Source organism: Actinomadura sp. NAK00032, from assembly GCF_013364275.1.
GTDB lineage: Bacteria > Actinomycetota > Actinomycetes > Streptosporangiales > Streptosporangiaceae > Spirillospora.
This window is the reverse complement of sequence record NZ_CP054932.1, coordinates 8,253,730-8,274,456: the sequence shown is the minus strand read 5'-3', so window position 1 is coordinate 8,274,456 and position 20,727 is coordinate 8,253,730. Positions and strand designations below refer to the sequence as shown.

Here is a 20,727-nt window from a genome sequence, read left to right as displayed (position 1 = left end):
ACCGGGACGAACCCCGCCTCAGACCGGCTCGTTAGGCTTGGTCGGGTGGCTACGAAGACGCGTGACTCTTTTCGGCAGGACATGCCCGAACCGCTGCGCCGCGACGTCCGGCTGCTGGGCGCGATGCTCGGCGACGGGCTCGTGGAGTACGGCGGGAAAGAGCTGCTGGACGACGTCGAACGGCTCCGCCACTCCGTGATCGCGGCGCGCCGCGGTGAGACCGGCATCGACGAGGTCGCCGCGCTCGTCGACGGCTGGACGCTGGAGCGCGCCGGGCAGGTCGCCCGCGCCTTCACCGTCTACTTCCACCTGACGAACCTCGCCGAGGAGCACCACCGCATCCGGACGCTGCGGGAGCGCGACACCGGCGACACCGTCCCCGGGTCGGTGGCCGCGGCGATCGAGCAGATCCGCGCGTCCGGCGACGGCCGGCTGGAGGAGATCGTCGAGGGCCTGGAGTTCCGGCCCGTCTTCACCGCGCACCCGACCGAGGCGCGCCGCCGCGCCGTCGTCACCGCGATCCAGCGGATCAGCGACCTGCTGACCCGGCTGAACGACGCGCCCGGCGCGTCGGAGCGGGAGGAGACCGAGCGCAGCCTCCGCGAGGAGATCGACCTGCTGTGGCGGACGGCGCTGCGCCGGCACACCTCGCTCGACCCGCTGGACGAGGTCCGCACCGCGATGGCCGCGTTCGACGAGACGATCTTCCGGGTCGTCCCGCACATCTACCGGTCGCTGGACCGCGCGCTCGACGGCGCCGGCACCGGCACGCGGCCCCCGAAGGCCCACCCGTACCTGCGGTTCGGCAGCTGGATCGGCGGCGACCGCGACGGCAACCCCTACGTCACCGCGCAGGTCACCCGGGACGCCGTCATGATCCAGGCCGAGCACGTCCTGCACGCCCTGGAGAACGCGACCGCCCGGATCGGCCGGGAGCTGACCGTCCACGAGACGACCACGCCCGCCTCGCCCGGCCTGCTGGACGCCCTCGCCGCCGCCCGCACCGCGCAGCCGGGCCTCATCGCCGAGATCGCCAAGCGCTCCCCGGGCGAGCCGCACCGCCAGCTCCTGCTGCACGCCGCCGCCCGCATCGCCGCGACGCGCGAGCGCAACGCCGACCTGGCCTACGCGTCCCCGGAGGAGCTGCTCGCCGACCTGCGGGCCGTCCAGGACTCCCTCGCCGCGGCGGGCGCCGTCCGGCAGGCGTACGGGCGCGTCCAGCAGCTGATCTGGCAGGTCGAGACGTTCGGCTTCCACCTCGCCGAGCTGGAGATCCGCCAGCACTCCGAGCTGCACGAGCAGGCCCTGAAGGAGGTCCGGGCGGGTAGCGCCCGCTCGGAGATGACGGAGGAGATCCTCGAGACCCTGCGCGTCGTCGCCTGGATCCAGAAGCGGTTCGGCGTCCGCGCCTGCCACCGCTACATCGTCTCGTTCACCCGCTCCGCCGAGGACATGGCCAACGTGCACGCGCTCGCCGAATCCCTCGGTGACGGGGCGCCCGTGCTGGACGTCATCCCGCTGTTCGAGACCGGCGAGGACCTGGAGCACGCCCCGGCCGTCCTCGACGGGATGCTGGAGATCCCCGCCGTCCGGCGCCGCCTGGACGACACCGGCCGCCGCCTGGAGGTCATGCTCGGCTACAGCGACTCCGCCAAGCAGCTCGGCCCGACCAGCGCGACCCTCCGGCTGTACGACACGCAGGAGGCCCTCGCCGCGTGGGCGGCCCGCCACGACATCAAGCTCACGCTGTTCCACGGCCGCGGCGGCTCGCTCGGCCGCGGCGGCGGCCCCGCGAACCGCGCGATCCTCGCGCAGGCGCCCGGCTCGGTCGCGGGCCGGTTCAAGGTCACCGAGCAGGGCGAGGTCATCTTCGCCCGCTACGGGCACCGCGAGATCGCCCGCCGCCACGTCGAGCAGGTGACCAGCGCCGTCCTGCTCGCCTCCACCGACCCCGTGCAGGACCGCGCCCGCGAGGCCGCCGCCCGGTTCCGCCCGCTCGCCGACAAGATCAGCGACGCGGCGCGGGCGGCGTTCCGCGCCCTCATCGAGACCCCGGACTTCGCTGTCTGGTTCGCCCGGGTGAGCCCCCTCGAAGAGATCGCCGAGCTGCGCATCGGCTCCCGCCCCGCCCGCCGCAAGGCCGCCCGCGGCCTGGAGGACCTGCGCGCCATCCCCTGGGTGTTCGCCTGGACGCAGACCCGCGTCAACCTGCCCGGCTGGTACGGCCTCGGCAGCGGCCTCGCCGCCGTCTCCGACGACGGCCGCGACCTGACCGCGCTTCGCGAGGCGTACGAGGCGTGGCCGCTGTTCAACACCCTGCTCGACAACGCCGAGATGAGCCTCGCCAAGTCCGACCGCGCGATCGCCGAGCGCTACCTGGCGCTGGGCGAGCGGCCCGAACTCTCCGAGGCCGTCCTGGCCGAGTACGACCGCACCCGCCGCCTGGTGCTCGCGGTGACGGGCCACGAACGCCTCCTGGAGAACCGCCGCGTCCTGTCCCGGGCCGTCGAGCTGCGCAACCCGTACGTGGACGCCCTCTCGCACCTGCAGCTACGGGCCCTGAAGGCGCTGCGCGCGGGCGTGGAGAACGACGACGAGCGGGCCCACCTGGAAGAAGTGCTCCTCCTGTCGGTCAACGGCGTCGCCGCCGGCCTCCAGAACACCGGCTGACCGGGGCAGAATCGGCTGCATGAGGTACGCACTGCTGATCTGCGACGACGAGAAGGTCTCGCCGTCCAACGCGGAGATCGAGGCCGATCCGGGGCACCGGGCGTGGCTCGCCGACCTGGAACGGCGCGACGCGAAGCGCTTCGGCGTGCGGCTGCGTCCCGTCGTGGACGCGACGACGGTCCGGGTCCGGGACGGGGAGACCCTCGTCTCGGACGGGCCGTACGCCGAGACGAAGGACTTCGTCGGCGGCGTCGTGATCATCGAGTGCGCCGATCTGGACGAGGCCATCCACATCGCCGCCGGCCACCCCTACGCGCGGTGGGGCGGAGTCGAGGTCCGTCCCGTCTGGGAATGACCGCGCCGGACGGCGTGCGCGCGGCGGTCGACGCCGCCTACCGGGACGAATGGGGCCAGGTCGTCGCGACCCTCATCGGCCTGACCGGGGACTGGGACCTCGCCGAGGACTGCGCGCAGGACGCGTTCGCCGCCGCCCTCGCCACCTGGCCCCGCGACGGCGTCCCGGACCGCCCCGGCGCCTGGCTCACGACGGCGGCCCGCAACCGCGCCGTCGACCGGCTGCGCCGCGACGCCGCCGGCGCGGCCAGGCTGCGCACCCTCGCCGCCCCGGCCCGCGACCCCGGCCCGCCGCCGGACGACGACATCCCGGACGAGCGGCTGCGGCTGATCTTCACCTGCTGCCATCCGGCGCTGCCGCTCCCGGCCCGGGTCGCGCTGACCCTGCGCACGCTGGCCGGGCTCAGCACCGCCGAGATCGCCCGCGCCCTGCTCACCGCCGAGCCCGCGATGGCGCAGCGCCTCGTCCGCGCCAAGCGCAAGATCCGGGAGGCGGGCGTCCCGTACCGGGTGCCGCCCGCCGAACTCCTCCCCGAGCGGCTCGCCGCCGTCCTCGCCGTGCTCTACCTGATCTTCAACCAGGGCTACGGCGAGCCGGACCCGCGCCGGCCGCTGGCGGCCGAGGCCGTCCACCTCGCCCGCGTGCTCGTCCGGCTGATGCCGTCCGAACCCGAGCCGAGCGGCCTGCTCGCGCTGATGCTCCTGCACGGGGCCCGGCGCGCGACCCGCACGGCAGGCGGCGTGCTCGTCCCGCTGGAGGACCAGGACCGCTCCCGCTGGGACCGCGCGCTGATCGACGAGGGCGTGGCGGTGCTCGACCGGGCGATGGCCCTGCGGCGGCCCGGGCCGTACCAGGTGCAGGCCGCGATCGCCGCCTGCCACGCCACCGCGCCCGACACGCCGAGCACGGACTGGCCGCAGATCGCCGCCCTCTACACCGAACTGGCGCGGCTGGCCCCGTCCCCGGTCGTGGACCTCAACCGCGCCGTCGCGATCGCGATGGCGGACGGCATCCCGGCGGGGCTGGCCCTCGTCGACGAGCTGACGGCGTCCGGCCGGCTCGCCGGCTACCACCTGCTCCCCGCGACCCGGGCCGACCTGCTCCGCCGGGCCGGCCGTCCCGCCGAGGCCAGGGCCGCGTACGAGGAGGCGCTGGAGCTGGCGCCGACCGAAGCCGAGCGCCGCTACCTGGCCGGACGCCTCCGCGACCTCTGACTCCAAGATTTTTCCCCGGCGATGTCGATCCCGGCCGGCGGCCGTTCGTCGGTGGGGTGAAAGTCCATCGAGAGCGAGGGAACATGAACACCGACACGACTCCGCTGCCCGACGTGGTCGACCGGGCCGCCTTCCAGGCCGAACTGGACGCGCTGCGCGTCCGCGAGAAGGCGCACACGCGCGAGGGCGACGCGATCGCGGCCGCCCGCCGCCGGCTGCCGATGGTCGAGGTGGACGCCAAGGCCCCGCTGACCGGCCCGGACGGCCCGCTCACCCTGCTGGACGCGTTCGAGGGCCGCCGCCGCCTGATCGCCTACTACATGATGTGGCACACCGGACATCCCGCCGCGGAGCAGTGCGAGGGTTGCACGTACTACAACGGGCAGGTCCGCGAGCTGGCCAACCTGCACGCCGCGGGCATCACCTACGCGACGTTCTGCCAGGGCCCCTACGAGGAGAGCGTCCGGTACCGCGACTTCATGGGCTGGACCATGCCCTGGTACTCCGCCCAGGACTCCGCCGAGACCCTGCTGACCGGACGCACCGCGGGCATGTTCCACCTGGTCTGCTACCTGCGCGACGGCGACCGGGTCTTCGAGACCTACTGGACGAACGGCCGCGGCGTGGAGGCCATGGACATCGCCTACTCGCTGATGGACATGACCGTCTACGGACGCCAGGAGACCTGGGAGGACTCACCCGCCGGCTGGCCCAGGGCGGGCTCGGTCGACGGCGGCTTCTTCCGCACCGACGGCCGCCCCACCGCCCAGTGGACCCGCCTACGAGCAGGCCACTCCGACGACCTGGGCCCCGCCTGAGCAGCCCGCGTCCGATCAGCTCGGCCAGTGCCGTTGGGGGGCGACCCCACATGCCCCCGAAAGGCGGAACTGGCCGGACCCGGAAACTCCGCTAGCGCTCCGTTTCCGGGTCCGGCCAGTTCGGCTTTCTCTTCTCGTTGAAGGCGGCGATGCCCTCGCGGCGGTCGGGGGAGAAGGCGACGGTGCGCCAGGCGTTCTCCTCCAGGTCGAGGCCCGCGTCCAGGCCGACGCCGCCGCCGAGGCGCATGGCGCGCTTCGCCGCGCGGACGGCGGTCGGGGAGTTGCGGGCGATCGCCTCGGCGATGCCGAGGGCCTCCTCGCGGGCCGTGCCGGCGGGGACCTTGCGGTCGGCGAGGCCGTAGTCGACGGCCTCGTCGACGGCGAGGCGGCGGCCGGTGAAGACCAGGTCGGCGGCCTTGCCGGGGCCGAGGCGGCGCAGCGCGAGCTGGGTGCCGCCGCCGCCGGGGACGAGGCCGACGCCCACCTCGGGCAGGCCGAACACGGCCGTCTCGTCCGCGACGATCATGTCGCAGGAGAGCGCGAACTCGCAGCCGCCGCCGAGCGCGTAGCCGTGCACGGCCGCGATGACGGGCTGCGGCAGGTTCAGCACGCCGCCGAACGCGGCGCGGAAGACGGGGCGCTGCGCGAGGATCTCCTCGTCCGTCATCGCGTTGCGCTCCTTGAGGTCGGCGCCCACGCAGAACGCCTTCTCCCCGGCCGCGCTCAGCACGACCGCGCGGACGGCCGGGTCCGCCGCGACCTCGGCGCAGGCGCCGGCGAGGCGGCGGGCCATCGCCGTCGACAGGGCGTTGAGGGCCTCAGGGCGGTCCAGCACGATCTCCGCGACATGCCCGTCGCGCCGCAGCGTCACTCCATCCATATGCCGCACCCTAACGAGCGCCGACGCCCCCACCGGACGTCCGGCCCCAAGATCGAGACCGTCATCGGGTTGGATGGAGGGGTGGACTCAGCGTATGGGGATCTCGGACGGCCGCCGTTGCACGAGGGCGCGCTGCGGCGCGCGCTCGTCCGGGAGGGCGGGCTGTGGCGGGAGATCGGGATCGTGGACGAGACCGGCTCCACCAACGCCGACCTCGCGGCGCGGGCCCGGGAGGGCGCCCCGGAGGGGACCGTGCTGGTCACCGAGTGGCAGACGGCCGGCCGGGGCCGCAAGGGCCGGGTGTGGACGGCGCCGCCGCGCTCCGGGCTGGCGTTCTCGATGCTGGTGCGGCCGGCGGTGCCGGTGGAGCGGCTGGGCTGGGCGTCGCTGCTGACGGGCGTCGCCGTCGCCACCGCGATCCGGCGGATGACCGCCTGGTCGCAGAAGGGGGAGCGGTTCCTCGGCGCCGACGCCGCTGCCGACGCGGCCGTGGACGCCCGCCTCAAATGGCCGAACGACGTGCTCGTCGGCGACCGCAAGCTCGCCGGGATCCTCGCCGAGAAGGTCGACGACGGCCTGGTGATCGGGGTCGGGCTGAACGTGGGCCTGCGGGCCGAGGAGCTGCCGGTGCCGACCGCGACGTCGCTGGCGATCGAGGGCGCGCCGCTCAGCGACCGGGCGCCGCTGCTGCGCGCGATCCTGCGCGAGTTCGAGACCTGGTACCGGGAGTGGACGGCGCTCGGCGGCGACCCGGAGACCAGCGGCCTGCGCACCGCCTACCGGGACCTGTGCGTGACGCTCGGCCGCGACGTCCGGGTGGAGCTGCCCGGCGACCAGCGGCTGACCGGACGGGCCCGGGACGTGGACGCGACGGGCCGCCTCGTCGTCGCGGGGCCGGGCGGGGACAGCGCGGTCAGCGCCGGAGATGTGGTGCACGTCCGTTGAACGGGGAACGAGGATCCGCGGTCCGGGCGTTGATCCGAGTGCTGATCTGCAACGATGTGCACGGCGAGTTCCAACTCTTGGGGTTGCTGGTGAGCTGCACCGATATGTCCGGAGATCACATCATGACGCCGTCGCCGCGGCCCCTGGCGGCGGCGGGCTGAGGGGCGGGAGATGGCGGCCGCATTGCCCGATCCGAAGGAGATCGAGGAGCTCCTGCTCGGCGGCGAGCTGCGGTACACCCGCGTCCAGGCCGTCCGGCTGGCCGGGGTCACCCGCGACTTCGCGGGCCGGATCTGGCGGGCCTTCGGGTACCCGTCCATGCCGGACGAGACGATCGCCTACACCCAGGGCGACGTCGCGGCGCTGGACCGGCTCCGCCGGCTGGTCGACGACGGGATCCTGGACGAGGACGGCGTGATCCGGCTGGTCCGCGCGTACGGGCAGACGATGACCCGGCTCGCGGAATGGCAGGTCAACCTGCTGCGCAGCATGCTGACCGGCGACCCGCACGAGACGCCGTCCGCGGAGTCGGTCGACACGGTCGTGGACATCGCCGAGAAGCACATCGACGAGTTCGAGCCGCTGGTCGTGCACGCCTGGCGGCGGCAGCTCGCGGCGGCCGGCACCCGGGCGCTGGCGGCGGCGGCGAGCCGCGACAACGGCGACCCGGTGGGCCGTCCGATGACCACCGTCGGGTTCGCCGACATGGTGTCCTTCACCCAGGTCAGCCGGGAGCTGGAGGAGATCGAGCTGGCCCGGGTGGTGGAGTGGTTCGAGGAGACCGCCGCCGACATCATCGCCTCCTGCGGCGGCCGGCTGGTGAAGACGCTCGGCGACGAGGTGCTGTTCAGCGCGGAGGCGCCGGAGGTCGGCGCGGAGATCGCGCTGACCGTCGCGGCGGCCATCCAGGACGAGACCGAGGTCCCGGACGTCCGGGTCGGCGTGGCCCACGGTCCCGTCCTGCCGCTGATGGGCGACGTGTTCGGGACGACGGTGAACCTCGCCGCCCGGCTCACCTCGCTGGCCCGCCCCGGCTCGGTCGTGATCGACAGCGAGCTGGCGGCGTGCCTGGAGGGCTCGTCCCGGTACGAGGTGACGCGGATCGTGCGGCGCCCGGTCCGGGGCCTCGGCATCGTCCAGCCGTTCGTGCTGCGCCGGAAGGCGGCGTCCGCGGAGACGCCGCGCGGGTAGGCGCGGTCAGTAGGCGCTGGAGCCGCTCTCGGTGGGCGAGTCGGTGAGGCGCTGCAGGTAGTTCTGCTCGCCCAGCGCCTCGACGAGGCTCAGCTCGGTCTCCAGGTAGTCGATGTGCTCCTCCTCGTCGGCGAGGATGTCCTCGAAGATCCGGGCGGACGTGACGTCGCCGCGCGAGCGCATCAGCTCGATGCCGGGGCGGAGCCGGTTCACGGCCTCCATCTCGACCTCGAGGTCGGCCTTGAGCTGCTCGAAGATCGTCTGGCCGATCCGCAGCGTGCCGAGCTTCTGGTAGTTCGGCAGCCCCTCCAGGAACAGGATCCGGTTGGTGAGCCGCTCCGCGTGCCGCATCTCGTCGAACGACTCGTCGCGGGTGTGCTTGGCCATGCGGAGGAAGCCCCAGTTCTCCTGCATCTTGGAGTGCAGGAAGTACTGGTTGATCGCCGTGAGCTCCGCGGTGAGCTGCTCGTTGAGCAGCGCGATGATCTCTCTGTCGCCTTCCATGGCCCCCATGCTTCCATGACCGCCAGGTTGGGGACAGCACTCACCCCCGCACAGCGCGTGTCCGCCTCCTCTGCGGGCCGTGCGGGGCCGCGGGATCTCGCTCAGGCTGCGGTCGGCGGGGCGGCTCCTTCGACGGTCGGCTCGGTGGCGAGTTCCGCGGCGTACTCGGGGGCGAGCTCCGCGGCGATCTCGGCCGGGGCCGGGTCGGCCTGCTCCGGGACGGCGGTGAGGGCGAGCGGGCCGCCGGTCAGGGCGTCCGCCAGCTCGTTGGCCGTCCGGTACTGGCTGACCATGGTGTGGATGCGCTTGGTGCACATGCCGCAGCCGGGCTTGAAGCCGCACGCGGCCTTGACCGCCTTGGCGGTCGTGCAGCCGCTCGCCATGCAGCCGTTGACGTCGTCCTCGGTGACGGCGTTGCAGATGCAGACGTACATGCCGGTGGGAGACCTTCCGTGCGGCTGGAGCTGGCCCGACGCGCCTCACCCCGGGCACTTAGGGCGCCCTTATTGAGGTTAGGCTCCCCTAACGTAGCTCAGGTATGTCCGTTCTGGCCAGTGGACTCCCGATCGGTGTGATCCAAGCCTCAGCGGGAAGGGCTTCCGGCGTGCGCCGCCGGGCCCGCGCGGCAGCCGTGCAGTCGCCATGGCACCGGGGCCCGTCGCGGTCTGGACGGGAGGCTGGGACAAGTGGCACAGGTTTGGCCGGGCGACGCGTATCCCCTCGGCGCCCGGTTCGACGGCGCGGGGACCAACTTCGCCGTGTTCTCCGAGGCCGCCGACCGGGTGGAGCTGTGCCTGTTCGACGGCCCCGCGGGCGACGGCGAGGAGACGCGGCTCACGCTCCCCGAGGTGGACGCGTTCGTCTGGCACGGCTACCTGCCGGGCGTGATGCCGGGCCGGCGGTACGGCTACCGGGTGCACGGGCCCTTCGATCCGCGCCGCGGGCAGCGCTGCAACCCGGCGAAGCTGCTCCTCGACCCGTACGCGCAGGCCGTCGAGGGGGCGATCGACTGGGACGAGTCGTGCTTCGGCTACGAGTTCGGCGACCCGTGGTCGCGCAACGACGCCGACTCGGCCGGCCACACGATGCGGTCGGTGGTGGTCAGCCCGTACTTCGACTGGGGCGACGACCGGCCGCCGCGCATCCCCTACCACGAGACCGTGATCTACGAGGCGCACGTCAAGGGCCTCACCGCCCGGCACCCGGAGATCCCGCCGGCGCTGCGCGGCACCTACGCGGGCCTCGCCCATCCGGTGATCACCGATCATCTGCGCTCGATCGGGGTGACAGCGGTGGAGCTGATGCCCGTCCACCAGTTCGTCCACGACGACGTGCTGGTGCGGCGCGGCCTGCGCAACTACTGGGGCTACAACACGATCGGGTTCTTCGCGCCGCACAACGAGTACTCCTCGTCCGGGCGGCGGGGCGAGCAGGTGCTGGAGTTCAAGGCGATGGTGAAGGCCCTGCACCAGGCCGGGATCGAGGTGATCCTGGACGTCGTCTACAACCACACCGCCGAGGGCAACCACCTGGGGCCGACGCTGTCGTTCCGGGGCATCGACAACGCGTCCTACTACCGGCTCGCCGACGACGACCCGCGCTACTACACCGACACGACGGGCACCGGGAACAGCCTGCTGATGCGCAGCCCGCACGTGCTGCAGATGATCATGGATTCGCTGCGGTACTGGGTGACCGAGATGCACGTGGACGGGTTCCGGTTCGACCTCGCGGCGACGCTGGCCCGTGAGCTGCACGCGGTCGACCGGCTGTCGGCGTTCTTCGACCTCGTCCAGCAGGACCCGGTCGTCTCCCAGGTGAAGCTGATCGCCGAGCCGTGGGACGTCGGCGAGGGCGGCTACCAGGTCGGCAACTTCCCGCCGCTGTGGACGGAGTGGAACGGCCAGTACCGCGACACGATGCGCGACTACTGGCGCGGGCAGCCGGGCGCCATGCCCGACTTCGCGTCCCGGCTGACGGGCTCGTCCGACCTGTACGCCGACGACGGCCGCCGCCCGATCGCCTCGATCAACTTCGTGACCTGCCACGACGGGTTCACGCTGCACGACCTCGTCTCCTACGACCACAAGCACAACGAGGCGAACGGCGAGAACAACCGGGACGGCAGCGACGACAACCGCTCGTGGAACTGCGGCCACGAGGGCCCGACCGACGACCTCGACATCGTCGCGCTGCGCGAACGGCAGAAACGCAACCATCTCACCGCGCTGTTCCTGTCGCAGGGCGTCCCGATGCTGCTGCACGGCGACGAGATAGGCCGCACCCAGGGCGGCAACAACAACGCCTACTGCCAGGACACCAAGATCTCCTGGGTCGACTGGACGGGCCTGCGCGACGACACCTTCTTCGACGAGCGCGGCCCGATGCTCGACTTCGTCCGGCGGCTGTCCAGGCTGCGCACCGCGCATCCCGTCTTCCGGCGCCGCCGGTTCTTCCTCGGCGACCAGCGGACGAAGCGCGCCCGCAAGGCGGCGCGGCGGATGGGCGAGGCCGAGGCGGAGTCCGAGGAGCTGCCCGACCTGGTGTGGTTCACGCCGGGCGGCCGGGAGATGGCCGACCGGGACTGGTCCGCGGGCTTCAACAAGTCGCTGAACGTGTTCCTGAACGGCGACGCGATCAGCGAGCCCGACCCGCGCGGGCGGCCGGTGCGGGACGACTCGTTCCTGCTGCTGTTCAACGCGCACGACGGCGACCTGACGTTCACGCTGCCGCCCGCCGTCTACGGGCAGATGTGGATCAAGATGCTCGACACCGCCGACCCGCTGCTCGCCGAGGAGGAGTCGCCCGTCGTGAAGGCCCGCGAGAACGTCCCGGTCGGGGCCCGCTCCATCCAGGTCCTGCGCCGCGTCTGACCCATGCGCCCCACCGACCCCCCAGAGGAAGCCGTGTCCGAGGACCACAGCACCGAGAAGGACCAGGCCGAAGCCCCTGCCCTCGACCCGCTGACCGCGCCGCCGTCCGGCACCTACCGCCTCCAGCTCCGCGGAACGCCCGAGGAGCGCTTCGGCTTCGCCGAGGCCGCCGCGCTCGCGCCCTACCTGGCGTCCCTCGGCGTGTCCCACGTCTACCTGTCCCCGATCCTGCAGGCCGCGCCGGGCTCCGCGCACGGCTACGACGTCGTCGACCACTCGCGGCTGTCCGAGGAGCTGGGCGGCGCCGAGGCGTTCGGCGCGATGGCGACCCGGTTCCGCGCGCACGGCCTGCGGGTGCTGGTCGACGTCGTCCCGAACCACATGGCTTTCCCGGACCACAGGGCGATCCCGGAGCGCCGCGACCTGAACCTGCCGCTCGCGCAGGTCCTGGAGGACGGGCCGGGCTCGCCGTTCGCGCGGTGGTTCGACGTCGACTGGGACGCGGGCGGCGGCCGGATCGTGCCGCCCGGCGAGGGCGAGCCCAACTACCGGCGCTTCTTCGACATCTCCGGGCTGATCGCACTCCGCCAGGAGGACCCGGAGGTCTTCCAGCGCACGCACGCGCTGCTGCTCGGCCTGGTCGAGCAGGGCCTGGTGGACGGCCTGCGCGTCGACCATCCGGACGGGCTCGCCGACCCGCGCGGCTACCTGCGCCGGCTGGCGGAGGCCGCGCCGGACCGCTGGCTGCTCGTCGAGAAGATCACCGAGGGCGAGGAGCGGCTGCCGCCGGACTGGCCGTGCGCGGGCACCACCGGCTACGACTCGCTCGGCATGGTCGGCGGGCTGTTCGTCGACCCGGCGGGGGAGAAGCCGCTCACCGACTACTACGTGTCGCTGACGGGCAACCCGGCCGACTTCGAGGAGGTCGAGCACGATGCCCGCCTGCACGCCGCCACACACGGGCTCAAGCCGGAGATGGACCGGCTTCTGCGCGTCCTGCACCGGGTCGTGGGCGAGCGTCGTCCCGGCATGGAGCGGGCCCTGGTCGAACTGCTCGTCGCCATGCCGGTGTACCGCGCCTACGTCGTCCCTGGGGAGGACGCTCCACAGCAGGCTGTGGACGTGTTGACAGAGGCCGCAGACCGCGCGAGCACCCACCTCCCGGAGAGCCTCCACGGCGACTTGGAGGCCGTCGTAGACCTCGCTCTGGGACGGGGTGAGCGCACCGATGCCGAGTTCATCGTGCGGTTCCAGCAGACGTCCGCGCCGCTCGCCGCCAAGGGCGTCGAGGACACCGCGTTCTACCGGTGGAACCGGATGGCCGCGCTGAACGAGGTGGGCGGCGCCCCAGGGCGGTTCTCCGTCAGCCCGGAGGACTTCCACGCCTACTGCATCAGGCTCGCCCGCGACTGGCCGCAGACGATGACGACCCTGTCCACGCACGACACCAAGCGCGAGGAGGACGTACGGGCGTGGCTGTCGGTCGTGGCGGAGATCCCGGCGGAGTGGAAGGAGGCCGTGGAGCGCTGGCGGACGTGGGGGCCGACCCCGTCGCCGCTGGAGCCCGACCTTGAATACCTGCTCTGGCAGACCCTCGTCGGCGCCTGGCCCATCACCCAAGGCCGCCTGGAGGAGTTCCTCACCAAGGCGATGCGCGAGGCCAAGACCCGCACGTCCTGGGTCGAGCAGGACGCCGACTACGAGAAGGCCGTGCTCGCTTACGCGCGGGGCGTCCTGTCCGATCCCGACCTCATCACCGACATGACGTCGTTCGTCGCCAGGCTGGCCTCCTACGCGCGCGTGAACACGCTGGGGCAGAAGCTCGTCCAGCTGGCCATGCCGGGCGTCCCGGACGTGTACCAGGGCTGCGAGCTGACCGGCCTGGCGCTGGTCGACCCCGACAACCGGCGCCCGGTCGACTACGGGCGGCGCCGCGAGCACCTCGCCCGGCTCGACACCGGCCGCCGGCCGAAGGAGGTCGACGATGAGAAGCTGCTGGTCACGTCGCGGACGCTGCGGCTGCGCCGTGCCCACCCCGAGTGGTTCGGGCCCGGCTCGCGGCACGAGCCGGTGGCGGCGCGCGGGCCGGCGGCCGAGCATCTGATCGGGTTCGCGCGGGGCGGCGCGGTCGCGCTCGCCACCCGGCTGCCCGTGGGCCTGGAACGGCGCGGCGGCTGGAGCGGGACGCGGGTGGACGTCCGGCACCAGGGCTGGCGGGACGTCCTGACCGGCTGCACGCACATGGGCCCCTTCCTGGACGCGGACCGCGTCTTCGAGCACCTGCCCGTCGCGCTGCTCGTCCCCAGGGAGTTCGGTAGTTGAGCACCAGATTCACCGTGTGGGCACCGGCCGCCGACCGCGTCGAAGTCGTGGTCGGCGGCACCCGCCATCCGATGGAGCCACGGCTGGAGGCCCGGCTGGAGGCACGCCTGGAAGCACGGCCCTCCGGCTGGTGGGAGGCCCGTGTCGCCGAGGCCGGCCATGGGACGGACTACGGCTTCGTCTTGGACGGCTCAGACGAAGTGCTGCCCGACCCTCGCTCGCCCTGGCAGCCCAACGGCGTGCACGGTCAGAGCCGTGTCTACGACCACGGACGGTTCGCATGGACCGACCAGCATTGGCATGGCCGTCCGCTCCCTGGGAGCGTCCTGTACGAGATGCACGTCGGCACGTTCACACCGGAGGGGACGTTCGACGCCGCGACCGACCGCCTCGACCATCTGGTGGCCCTCGGCGTAGACGCGGTGGAGCTGCTGCCCGTCGCGTCCTTCCCCGGCCGTCACGGATGGGGATACGACGGTGTGCACCTCTGGGCGCCCCACGAGCCCTACGGCGGCCCAGACGGCTTGAAGCGCTTCGTAGACGCCGCCCACGCGCGCGGCCTGGCCGTCGTCTTGGACGTCGTCTACAACCACCTGGGCCCGGACGGCAACCGCCTGGGCAGCTTCGGCCCGTACTTCACCAGCGCCCATGCCACGCCCTGGGGCGACGCGGTGAACTTCGACCAGGAGGGCTCGGACGAGGTCCGCGCATTCGTCGTGCAGAACGCGCTGATGTGGCTGCGCGACTACCACTTCGACGGGCTGCGGATCGACGCCGTCCACGCCATCACCGACCACAGCGCCACGCACGTCCTCGAAGAGCTGGGGCGCGCGGTGGCGGCGGAATCCGCCCACCTGGGGCGGCAGCTCTTCCTCATCGCCGAATCCGACCTGAACGACCCGCGCCTGGTGACGTCCAGGGAGGCCGGCGGATACGGCCTGGACGCGCAGTGGAGCGACGACTTCCACCACGCGCTGCACGCCGCGCTCACTGGTGAACGGCAGGGCTACTACTGCGACTTCGGCTCTCTGGAAACGCTGAAGAAGGCCCTTACCAGAGTCTTCGTCCATGACGGGACCATGTCGACCTACCGGGGGCGGCACCACGGGCGGCCGGTGAACGTCCGGGAAACGCCCGCACACCGTTTCCTCGGCTTTCTGCAGAACCACGACCAAGTCGGCAACCGCGCGTCCGGCGACCGCATCGGCGCGCTCTTGCCGTCCCCAGGCCTGCTCAAAGTGGGCGCGGCACTGCTTTTGCTCGCGCCCTTCACGCCGATGCTGTTCATGGGTGAGGAGTGGGGCGCGTCCACCCCCTGGTGCTACTTCACCGACCACCGCGAGCCGGAGCTGGCCCGCGCCGTCAGCGAAGGGCGCCGGCGGGAGTTCGCGCGGCACGGCTGGGCGGGCGGGATTCCCGATCCACAGGCTGTGGACACCTTTCGCCGATCCGTCCTCGACTGGACCGAGCCGGACGACCCGTACCACGCTGACCTGCTCGAATGGCATCGAAGCCTGATCGCGCTGCGCCGCTCCGAACCCGACCTGAACGACCCCCGGCTGACCGCGGTGCAGGTCGAGACGGACGAGAACGGGGCGCGCTGGCTGGTGATGCGGCGCGGCCGGATCGGGGTGGCGGCGAACCTCGGGGACGTGCCCGTCGTCCTGCCGGCGGGGCCGTCCGGCGGGCTCCCGCGGCTGCTGCTCGCGTCGGATCCGGCGATTCACCTGGACCCCGGCGCTCTCGGCGATTCCGGAAGTGCCGCCGTGGAGCTGCCCGCGGCCTCCATCGCGATTTTTCGCTGACCCGTGGACGCGTCTATTGCGGCGAAGATACGGGTACCGCCGGAAATGTCGTGTTCGACAATGTACTACGAGTGGCAAACCGCAGGTCAAGAGCGCGGCGGCAGCCCGGTAATGGTCAAGAATGGTCATACGATCGGTTCATGACCTCAGTACTGCTCGCCGAGGACGACACGTCCATCTCCGAGCCTCTCGCCCGCGCGCTGCGTCGCGAGGGGTACACCGTCGAAGTAAGCCCGGACGGCCCGCAGGCGCTGGAGCGGGCGCTCGGCGGCGGGGTTGACCTGATCGTCCTCGATCTCGGCCTGCCCGAACTGGACGGCCTTGAGGTGGCCCGCAGGGTGCGGGCCGAGGGGCACGGCGTGCCCATCCTGATCCTGACCGCCCGCGCCGACGAGGTCGACACCGTCGTCGGGCTCGACGCGGGCGCCGACGACTACGTGACCAAGCCGTTCCGGCTGGCCGAGCTGCTCGCGCGGGTGCGCGCGCTGCTGCGCCGGGGCAGCACCGAGACCCCGATCGTCCAGGGGGTGCGGATCGACGCCGAGTCGCGCCGCGCCTGGATGGGCGACCAGGAGCTCCAGCTGACCACCAAGGAGTTCGACCTGCTGCGCGTGCTCGTCCGCGACGCCGGCAAGGTCGTGACCCGCGAACAGATCATGCGCGAGGTGTGGGACACCAACTGGTGGGGTTCCACGAAGACCCTCGACATGCACATTTCCTGGCTGCGCCGCAAGCTCGGCGACGACGCCGGCAGTCCCCGCTACATCACCACGGTGCGGGGCGTCGGCTTCCGGTTCGAGCGCGGCGACTAGCACCGGCCGCCGCGGCCGGGCGGGACGACCGGGGGCCTTCCCGAGAGGCCCCCGGCAGCGTGCTGTGCCGTCCGCGGCCCCACCCCTAAGGAGCCCTGATGAGGCGCCGACTCCTCCTGTCGACGCTCGCGGTGGCGGTGGTCGCGATCCTCCTGCTCGGCATACCCCTCGCCTACGCGGCCCACAAGCTCGTCTACGAGGAGGCCGGCCGGTCGCTCGACCGGGAGGCGTCCTCCATCGCGGGCGGCGTCGGCTACAGCCTGCAGAAACCGCAGCCCGTCACCGGCGCGATCATCGCCCGCGAGTACCCCGGCCGGCAGATCACCGTCACGCTGCCGGACGGCCGCACCCTGAACGCCGGGCCGCCGCGCCGCGGCCCCGCCCTCAGCGCCACCGCCTCGCACGGCGCGGTCCGGGTCCGGGTGTCGCGCCCGGAGGCGGAGGTCCGCGACGCCGCGCTCCGGCTGATCCTGCTGATCGGCAGCCTGGCGCTGCTCGGCGTCGCCGTCACCGTCGGGCTGGCGATGGTGCAGGCCCGCAAGTTCATGCTGCCGCTGCGCGAGCTGGCCGAGACCGCCGACCGGCTCGGCAGCGGCAACGCCCGGCCCCGGCCCCGCCGCTACGGCATCCCGGAGATCGACCAGGTCGCCGAGGTGCTGGACCGCAGCGCCGTCCGCATCACCGACCTCGTCGTCGCCGGCCGCCAGTTCGCCACCGACGCCAGCCACCAGCTCCGCACGCCGCTCACCGCGCTGTCGATGCGGCTGGAGGAGATGATCGAGGCCGCCGAGTACCCCGACGTCGTCCGCGAGGAGGGCGCCGCGGCGGTCGCGCAGGCCGAGCGGCTCGTCGCGGTCGTCGAGCAGCTGCTCGCCCGCGCCCGGCACGACCCGACCGGTGGCGCCGTCCCGTCCCCGATCGACGAGATCATCACCCAGCAGGTCAAGGAGTGGCGGCCGAGCTTCCGCAAGGCGGGCCGGGACGTGCGGATCGTCGGCGAGCAGGGCCTCGTCGGCCTGACCAACCCCGAGGGCCTCTCGCAGATCCTCGCGACCCTGCTGGAGAACTCGCTCACCCACGGCGCCGGGACCGTCACCATCCACACCAAGCCGGGCGCCGGGTCGGTGATGGTCGAGATCGGCGACGAGGGCCCCGGGATCCCGGCCGAGCTGGAGCCCCGCATCTTCGACCGCAGCGTCAGCGGCGGCCACGGCACCGGCCTCGGCCTCTACCTGGCCCGCTCGCTCGCCGTGGTGGACGGCGGCCGCCTCGAACTGATCCAGTCGCGCCCCGCCGTCTTCGGGGTCTTCCTCCGCCAGCCCGCCGAGGCCCGGCTGGCCGCCGAGCGGGTGGTCATGGGCCCCGCCTGACCGGCAGGGGCCTGGGACGGCCCCGCTCAGATCTCGGCGTAGTCCTCGGTGTGGGCGTCGAGGGGGTGGCCCAGGCGGGGCGCGCGGTGGACGCCCGGCGCCTCCGGGCCGGCGGGGCCCTCGGAGTCGGCGGCGGGGGCCTCCGGCAGGCCGGACGCGGGGTCGACCGCCGGCGCGCTCGACGGCAGGAACACCCACTTCTTGTACGACCAGAAGCGGAACAGCGTCGCCACACCGGTGCCGACGACCAGCGCGATGTTGTAGAAGACGGCCCCGTCCAGCTTCAGGACGTAGTGCGAGAAGCCGATGAACAGCTCGGTGATGACCAGCCCGACGCCGTTCAGCGCGAAGAACAGCACGTACTCGCGGCCGAGCCCGGTGCGGTCGCGGTGCCGGAACGTCCAGTACCGGTTCGCCAGGTAGGAGAACGTCGTCGCGATGATCGTCGCGACGCCGTTGGAGGTCAGCGGGCCGACGCCCATCCCCGTGTGCAGGCCGTTGCCGATCGCGACCGTGATGACGAACGCGATCGCGCCCACACTGCCGAACTTGGCGAGCTCGTGCACGAGGTGCGCGAACCGCCGATGGAGTTTGGCGACCAGGCTCACGAAGGGGAACCGTCCTTCCGGACTTCGTCGAACGCCACGGCCGACGGCGCGGCGGCTGATGCGGAGGCACCACGAGAATAGACGCCTGTTGCCCCGGAGACGTCGGAACATGAACGTTTCACGCTGTCCAGGCGTTCCCTGCCCATTGTCGCGACCTCCACACACCTGTGACGCCCGCCGCCGGGGATTCGTTCGCCCCGAGCGCCCGATAGCCTTCTGACGTGAGTGTTCCACCGCATTCCTCGAGGGGGGACGACCCCCCGCGCCCCCCGGCCCGGCTCCGCCGGGGTGATATGCCCATAGTGGGCATGGCGGGCGGCGGGCAGCTCGCCCGGATGACCCAGCAGGCCGCGATCGCGCTCGGCGTGTCGCTGCGCGTCCTCGCCGGGGCGCCGGACGAGTCGGCGGCCAAGGCCGTGTCCGACGTCCGGGTGGGCGACGACCGGTCCCGCGACGACCTGCTGGCGTTCGCCAAGGGCTGCGACGTGGTCACGTTCGACCACGAGCACGTCCCGGGCCCGCACATCCGGGCGGTGGAGGAGACGGGCGTCCCGTGCCGGCCGGGCGCGGCGGCCCTCGCCCACGCCCAGGACAAGCTCGTCATGCGCGAGCGGCTCAGCGCCCTCGGCGTCCCGTGCCCCGCGTACGCGCCGGTGCCGGCGTCGGAGCCCGCCGCGTTCCTGGCGGAGTTCGGCCGCGAGCACGGCTGGCCGCTGGTCCTCAAGGCGACCCGCGGCGGCTACGACGGCAAGGGCGTCTGGGTCGTGGACGAGCCGTCCGGCCAGGTGGAGCGGCTGCTCGCGGAGGGCGTCGACCTGATGGTCGAGCAGCACGTCCCGTTCCGGCGGGAGCTGGCCGCCCTCGTCGCGCGCTCCGCCTACGGGCAGGGCGCCGCGTACCCGATCGTGGAGACCGTCCAGGAGGGCGGCATCTGCACCGAGGTGATCGCGCCCGCCCCGGGCCTGTCCGACGACCTGGCCGCCGAGGCGCAGCGCCTCGCCCTGCGCGTCGCCGACGAGCTCGGCGTCGTCGGGCTGCTCGCGGTCGAGCTGTTCGAGACGGGCGCCGGGCTGCTGGTGAACGAGCTGGCCATGCGCCCGCACAACTCCGGCCACTGGACGATCGAGGGCGCCCGGACATCGCAGTTCGAGCAGCACCTGCGGGCCGTCCTCGACCTGCCGCTCGGCTCCACCGAGCCGACCGCGCCGTACACGGTCATGGCGAACGTGCTCGGCGGCGACGACCCGGACGTCTACTCCCGCTACATCCACGTGATGGCCCACGACCCGGCCGTCAAGGTGCACATGTACGGCAAGGAGTCGCGTCCCGGCCGCAAGATCGGCCATGTGACGGCGCTCGGCGCCGATCTCGACGACGTCCGGGAACGGGCCCGGCACGCCGCCGACTACCTGCGGTGGGGGACCAAGATGGGGGAAAAGCGGAAATGAGCGAGCCGGTCGTCGGGGTGGTGATGGGCAGCGACTCCGACTGGCCCGTCATGGAGGGCGCCGCGCAGGCGCTGGCGGAGTTCGGCGTCCCCTACGAGGCCGACGTCGTGTCCGCGCACCGGATGCCGCACGACATGATCGCCTACGGCGAGCAGGCCGCCGGCCGCGGCCTCCGCGTGATCATCGCGGGGGCGGGCGGGGCCGCGCACCTGCCCGGCATGCTGGCGTCGGTGACGCCGCTGCCGGTGATCGGCGTCCCGGTGCCGCTGAAGTACCTCGACGGCATGGACTCGCTGCTGTCGATCGTGCAGATGCCCGCGGGCGTCCCCGTCGCGACGGTCGCGGTGGGCGCGGCGCGCAACGCCGGGCTGCTGGCCGTCCGCATCCTGGCCGCGTCCGACGAGGGGCTGCGGGCCAAGATGGAGGTCTTCCAGCAGGACCTCTACGGCCAGGCCAAGGCGAAGGGCGCGCGGCTCCGCGAGAGGATCTAGCGGCGCAGCGCCCACTCCACGGCGGGGCAGCGGTTCATGACGACGTCGAGCCCGGCGTCCTTCGCGCGCCGGGCCGCCGCCTCGTCGATCACGTCGAGCGGCAGCCACACGGCCTTCGCGCCCGCCGCGATCGCCGCGTCCACGGCCTCCCCGGCGTGCTCGGCGCGCCGGTAGACGCCGACCACGTCCACCTTCTCCGGGACGTCGGCGAGCGACGCGTAGCCCCGCTCGCCGAGCACCTCCCGCCCCGCCGGGTGGACGGGGACGATCCGCTTCCCGCGCTCCTGCATCAGCCGCGCCTGGGTGTAGACCTCGCGGTCGGGGTTGTCGCCGAGCCCGACGAAGGCCCACGTCCCGGTCTCGTTCAGCAGCCGCCGGATCACGTCCTGGTCGGCGAATTCGTCTGCCATGTCCACGACAA

The 20,727-nt window shown here is 72.9% G+C and carries 18 protein-coding genes; 13 read left to right on the top strand and 5 right to left on the bottom strand.

Annotated features, from left to right (window positions below):
* Positions 1–81: 81 nt before the first annotated feature.
* The 4 genes from HUT06_RS37895 (at position 82) to HUT06_RS37880 (ending at position 5,057) form a co-directional block, all read left to right on the top strand.
* Positions 82–2,670: a phosphoenolpyruvate carboxylase gene (locus HUT06_RS37895; RefSeq protein ID WP_176200115.1), complete on the top strand. Its 2,589-nt coding sequence runs from the start codon at positions 82–84 to the stop codon at positions 2,668–2,670.
* 19 nt (positions 2,671–2,689) lie between these two features.
* On the top strand, positions 2,690–3,025 hold the full coding sequence (locus tag HUT06_RS37890) for a YciI family protein (RefSeq protein WP_176200114.1): 336 nt from the start codon (positions 2,690–2,692) through the stop codon (positions 3,023–3,025).
* Positions 3,022–4,239 (top strand): RNA polymerase sigma factor, encoded by a 1,218-nt coding sequence (locus tag HUT06_RS37885; protein ID WP_176200113.1) that lies wholly within the window; start codon positions 3,022–3,024, stop codon positions 4,237–4,239. Before HUT06_RS37890 ends, HUT06_RS37885 begins: the two co-directional genes overlap by 4 nt.
* A gap of 83 nt (positions 4,240–4,322) precedes the next feature.
* Complete coding sequence (locus HUT06_RS37880) at positions 4,323–5,057, top strand: DUF899 family protein (protein ID WP_176200112.1); 735 nt, start codon at positions 4,323–4,325, stop codon at positions 5,055–5,057.
* Positions 5,058–5,148: 91 nt separating this feature from the next.
* On the opposite strand, the gene HUT06_RS37875 is transcribed toward HUT06_RS37880, so the two are convergent.
* On the bottom strand, positions 5,149–5,937 hold the full coding sequence (locus HUT06_RS37875; RefSeq protein ID WP_176200111.1) for an enoyl-CoA hydratase/isomerase family protein: 789 nt from the start codon (positions 5,935–5,937) through the stop codon (positions 5,149–5,151).
* An 81-nt stretch (positions 5,938–6,018) separates the two neighbouring features.
* On the opposite strand from HUT06_RS37875, the gene HUT06_RS37870 reads away from it, so the two are divergent.
* Together HUT06_RS37870 and HUT06_RS37865 are read left to right on the top strand one after the other, a co-directional pair.
* Entirely contained in the window at positions 6,019–6,882 is an 864-nt protein-coding gene (locus HUT06_RS37870; protein WP_254715600.1) for a biotin--[acetyl-CoA-carboxylase] ligase, read from the top strand.
* Between the two features lie 171 nt (positions 6,883–7,053).
* Positions 7,054–8,073, top strand: coding sequence for an adenylate/guanylate cyclase domain-containing protein (locus HUT06_RS37865; RefSeq protein WP_176200109.1), 1,020 nt, complete (start codon positions 7,054–7,056; stop codon positions 8,071–8,073).
* A gap of 6 nt (positions 8,074–8,079) precedes the next feature.
* On the opposite strand, the gene bfr is transcribed toward HUT06_RS37865, so the two are convergent.
* Together bfr and HUT06_RS37855 are read right to left on the bottom strand one after the other, a co-directional pair.
* Complete coding sequence (gene bfr / locus HUT06_RS37860) at positions 8,080–8,577, bottom strand: bacterioferritin (protein ID WP_176200108.1); 498 nt, start codon at positions 8,575–8,577, stop codon at positions 8,080–8,082.
* Positions 8,578–8,678: 101 nt separating this feature from the next.
* Positions 8,679–9,011 (bottom strand): bacterioferritin-associated ferredoxin, encoded by a 333-nt coding sequence (locus tag HUT06_RS37855; protein WP_176200107.1) that lies wholly within the window; start codon positions 9,009–9,011, stop codon positions 8,679–8,681.
* A 252-nt stretch (positions 9,012–9,263) separates the two neighbouring features.
* Between HUT06_RS37855 and glgX the strand changes: the two genes are divergently transcribed.
* The 5 genes from glgX to HUT06_RS37830 all read left to right on the top strand — a co-directional run bounded on the left by glgX (position 9,264) and on the right by HUT06_RS37830 (position 17,759).
* The gene (gene glgX, locus HUT06_RS37850; protein WP_176200106.1) at positions 9,264–11,450 is read left to right on the top strand and encodes a glycogen debranching protein GlgX; all 2,187 of its coding nucleotides are present in this window, start codon (positions 9,264–9,266) and stop codon (positions 11,448–11,450) included.
* A 33-nt stretch (positions 11,451–11,483) separates the two neighbouring features.
* Complete coding sequence (treY, locus tag HUT06_RS37845; protein WP_254715599.1) at positions 11,484–13,772, top strand: malto-oligosyltrehalose synthase; 2,289 nt, start codon at positions 11,484–11,486, stop codon at positions 13,770–13,772.
* Positions 13,769–15,577, top strand: coding sequence for a malto-oligosyltrehalose trehalohydrolase (gene treZ, locus HUT06_RS37840; protein ID WP_176200104.1), 1,809 nt, complete (start codon positions 13,769–13,771; stop codon positions 15,575–15,577). The genes treY and treZ overlap by 4 nt, the downstream gene beginning before the upstream one ends.
* Positions 15,578–15,717: 140 nt before the next feature.
* Positions 15,718–16,389: a response regulator transcription factor gene (locus HUT06_RS37835; protein ID WP_019629095.1), complete on the top strand. Its 672-nt coding sequence runs from the start codon at positions 15,718–15,720 to the stop codon at positions 16,387–16,389.
* Between the two features lie 98 nt (positions 16,390–16,487).
* Entirely contained in the window at positions 16,488–17,759 is a 1,272-nt protein-coding gene (locus HUT06_RS37830) for an ATP-binding protein (protein ID WP_176200103.1), read from the top strand.
* Positions 17,760–17,785: 26 nt separating this feature from the next.
* Here HUT06_RS37830 and HUT06_RS37825 read toward each other — a convergent pair whose 3' ends face one another.
* Entirely contained in the window at positions 17,786–18,367 is a 582-nt protein-coding gene (locus tag HUT06_RS37825; protein WP_254715598.1) for a GtrA family protein, read from the bottom strand.
* Between the two features lie 293 nt (positions 18,368–18,660).
* Here HUT06_RS37825 and HUT06_RS37820 point away from each other — a divergent pair, with 293 nt between their 5' ends.
* Together HUT06_RS37820 and purE are read left to right on the top strand one after the other, a co-directional pair.
* Positions 18,661–19,815 (top strand): 5-(carboxyamino)imidazole ribonucleotide synthase, encoded by a 1,155-nt coding sequence (locus HUT06_RS37820; protein ID WP_176200101.1) that lies wholly within the window; start codon positions 18,661–18,663, stop codon positions 19,813–19,815.
* The gene (purE, locus tag HUT06_RS37815; protein WP_176200100.1) at positions 19,812–20,306 is read left to right on the top strand and encodes a 5-(carboxyamino)imidazole ribonucleotide mutase; all 495 of its coding nucleotides are present in this window, start codon (positions 19,812–19,814) and stop codon (positions 20,304–20,306) included. The genes HUT06_RS37820 and purE overlap by 4 nt, the downstream gene beginning before the upstream one ends.
* Here purE and HUT06_RS37810 read toward each other — a convergent pair.
* Complete coding sequence (locus HUT06_RS37810; protein WP_176200099.1) at positions 20,303–20,716, bottom strand: CoA-binding protein; 414 nt, start codon at positions 20,714–20,716, stop codon at positions 20,303–20,305. The two genes, purE and HUT06_RS37810, sit on opposite strands and share 4 nt — an antisense overlap.
* Positions 20,717–20,727: the final 11 nt, after the last annotated feature.

Excerpts from the sequence above, each read along its gene's own strand:
- HUT06_RS37865 (WP_176200109.1), top strand. The coding sequence starts at position 7,054 with ATGGCGGCCGCATTGCCCGATCCGAAGGAGATCGAGGAGCTCCTGCTC.
- HUT06_RS37820 (WP_176200101.1), top strand. The coding sequence starts at position 18,661 with ATGCCCATAGTGGGCATGGCGGGCGGCGGGCAGCTCGCCCGGATGACC.
- HUT06_RS37810 (WP_176200099.1), bottom strand. The coding sequence starts at position 20,716 with ATGGCAGACGAATTCGCCGACCAGGACGTGATCCGGCGGCTGCTGAAC.
- HUT06_RS37835 (WP_019629095.1), top strand. The coding sequence starts at position 15,718 with ATGACCTCAGTACTGCTCGCCGAGGACGACACGTCCATCTCCGAGCCT.
- HUT06_RS37885 (WP_176200113.1), top strand. The coding sequence starts at position 3,022 with ATGACCGCGCCGGACGGCGTGCGCGCGGCGGTCGACGCCGCCTACCGG.
- HUT06_RS37880 (WP_176200112.1), top strand. The coding sequence starts at position 4,323 with ATGAACACCGACACGACTCCGCTGCCCGACGTGGTCGACCGGGCCGCC.
- HUT06_RS37855 (WP_176200107.1), bottom strand. The coding sequence starts at position 9,011 with ATGTACGTCTGCATCTGCAACGCCGTCACCGAGGACGACGTCAACGGC.
- HUT06_RS37890 (WP_176200114.1), top strand. The coding sequence starts at position 2,690 with ATGAGGTACGCACTGCTGATCTGCGACGACGAGAAGGTCTCGCCGTCC.
- HUT06_RS37895 (WP_176200115.1), top strand. The coding sequence starts at position 82 with ATGCCCGAACCGCTGCGCCGCGACGTCCGGCTGCTGGGCGCGATGCTC.
- purE (WP_176200100.1), top strand. The coding sequence starts at position 19,812 with ATGAGCGAGCCGGTCGTCGGGGTGGTGATGGGCAGCGACTCCGACTGG.
- HUT06_RS37830 (WP_176200103.1), top strand. The coding sequence starts at position 16,488 with ATGAGGCGCCGACTCCTCCTGTCGACGCTCGCGGTGGCGGTGGTCGCG.
- HUT06_RS37875 (WP_176200111.1), bottom strand. The coding sequence starts at position 5,937 with ATGGATGGAGTGACGCTGCGGCGCGACGGGCATGTCGCGGAGATCGTG.
- bfr (WP_176200108.1), bottom strand. The coding sequence starts at position 8,577 with ATGGAAGGCGACAGAGAGATCATCGCGCTGCTCAACGAGCAGCTCACC.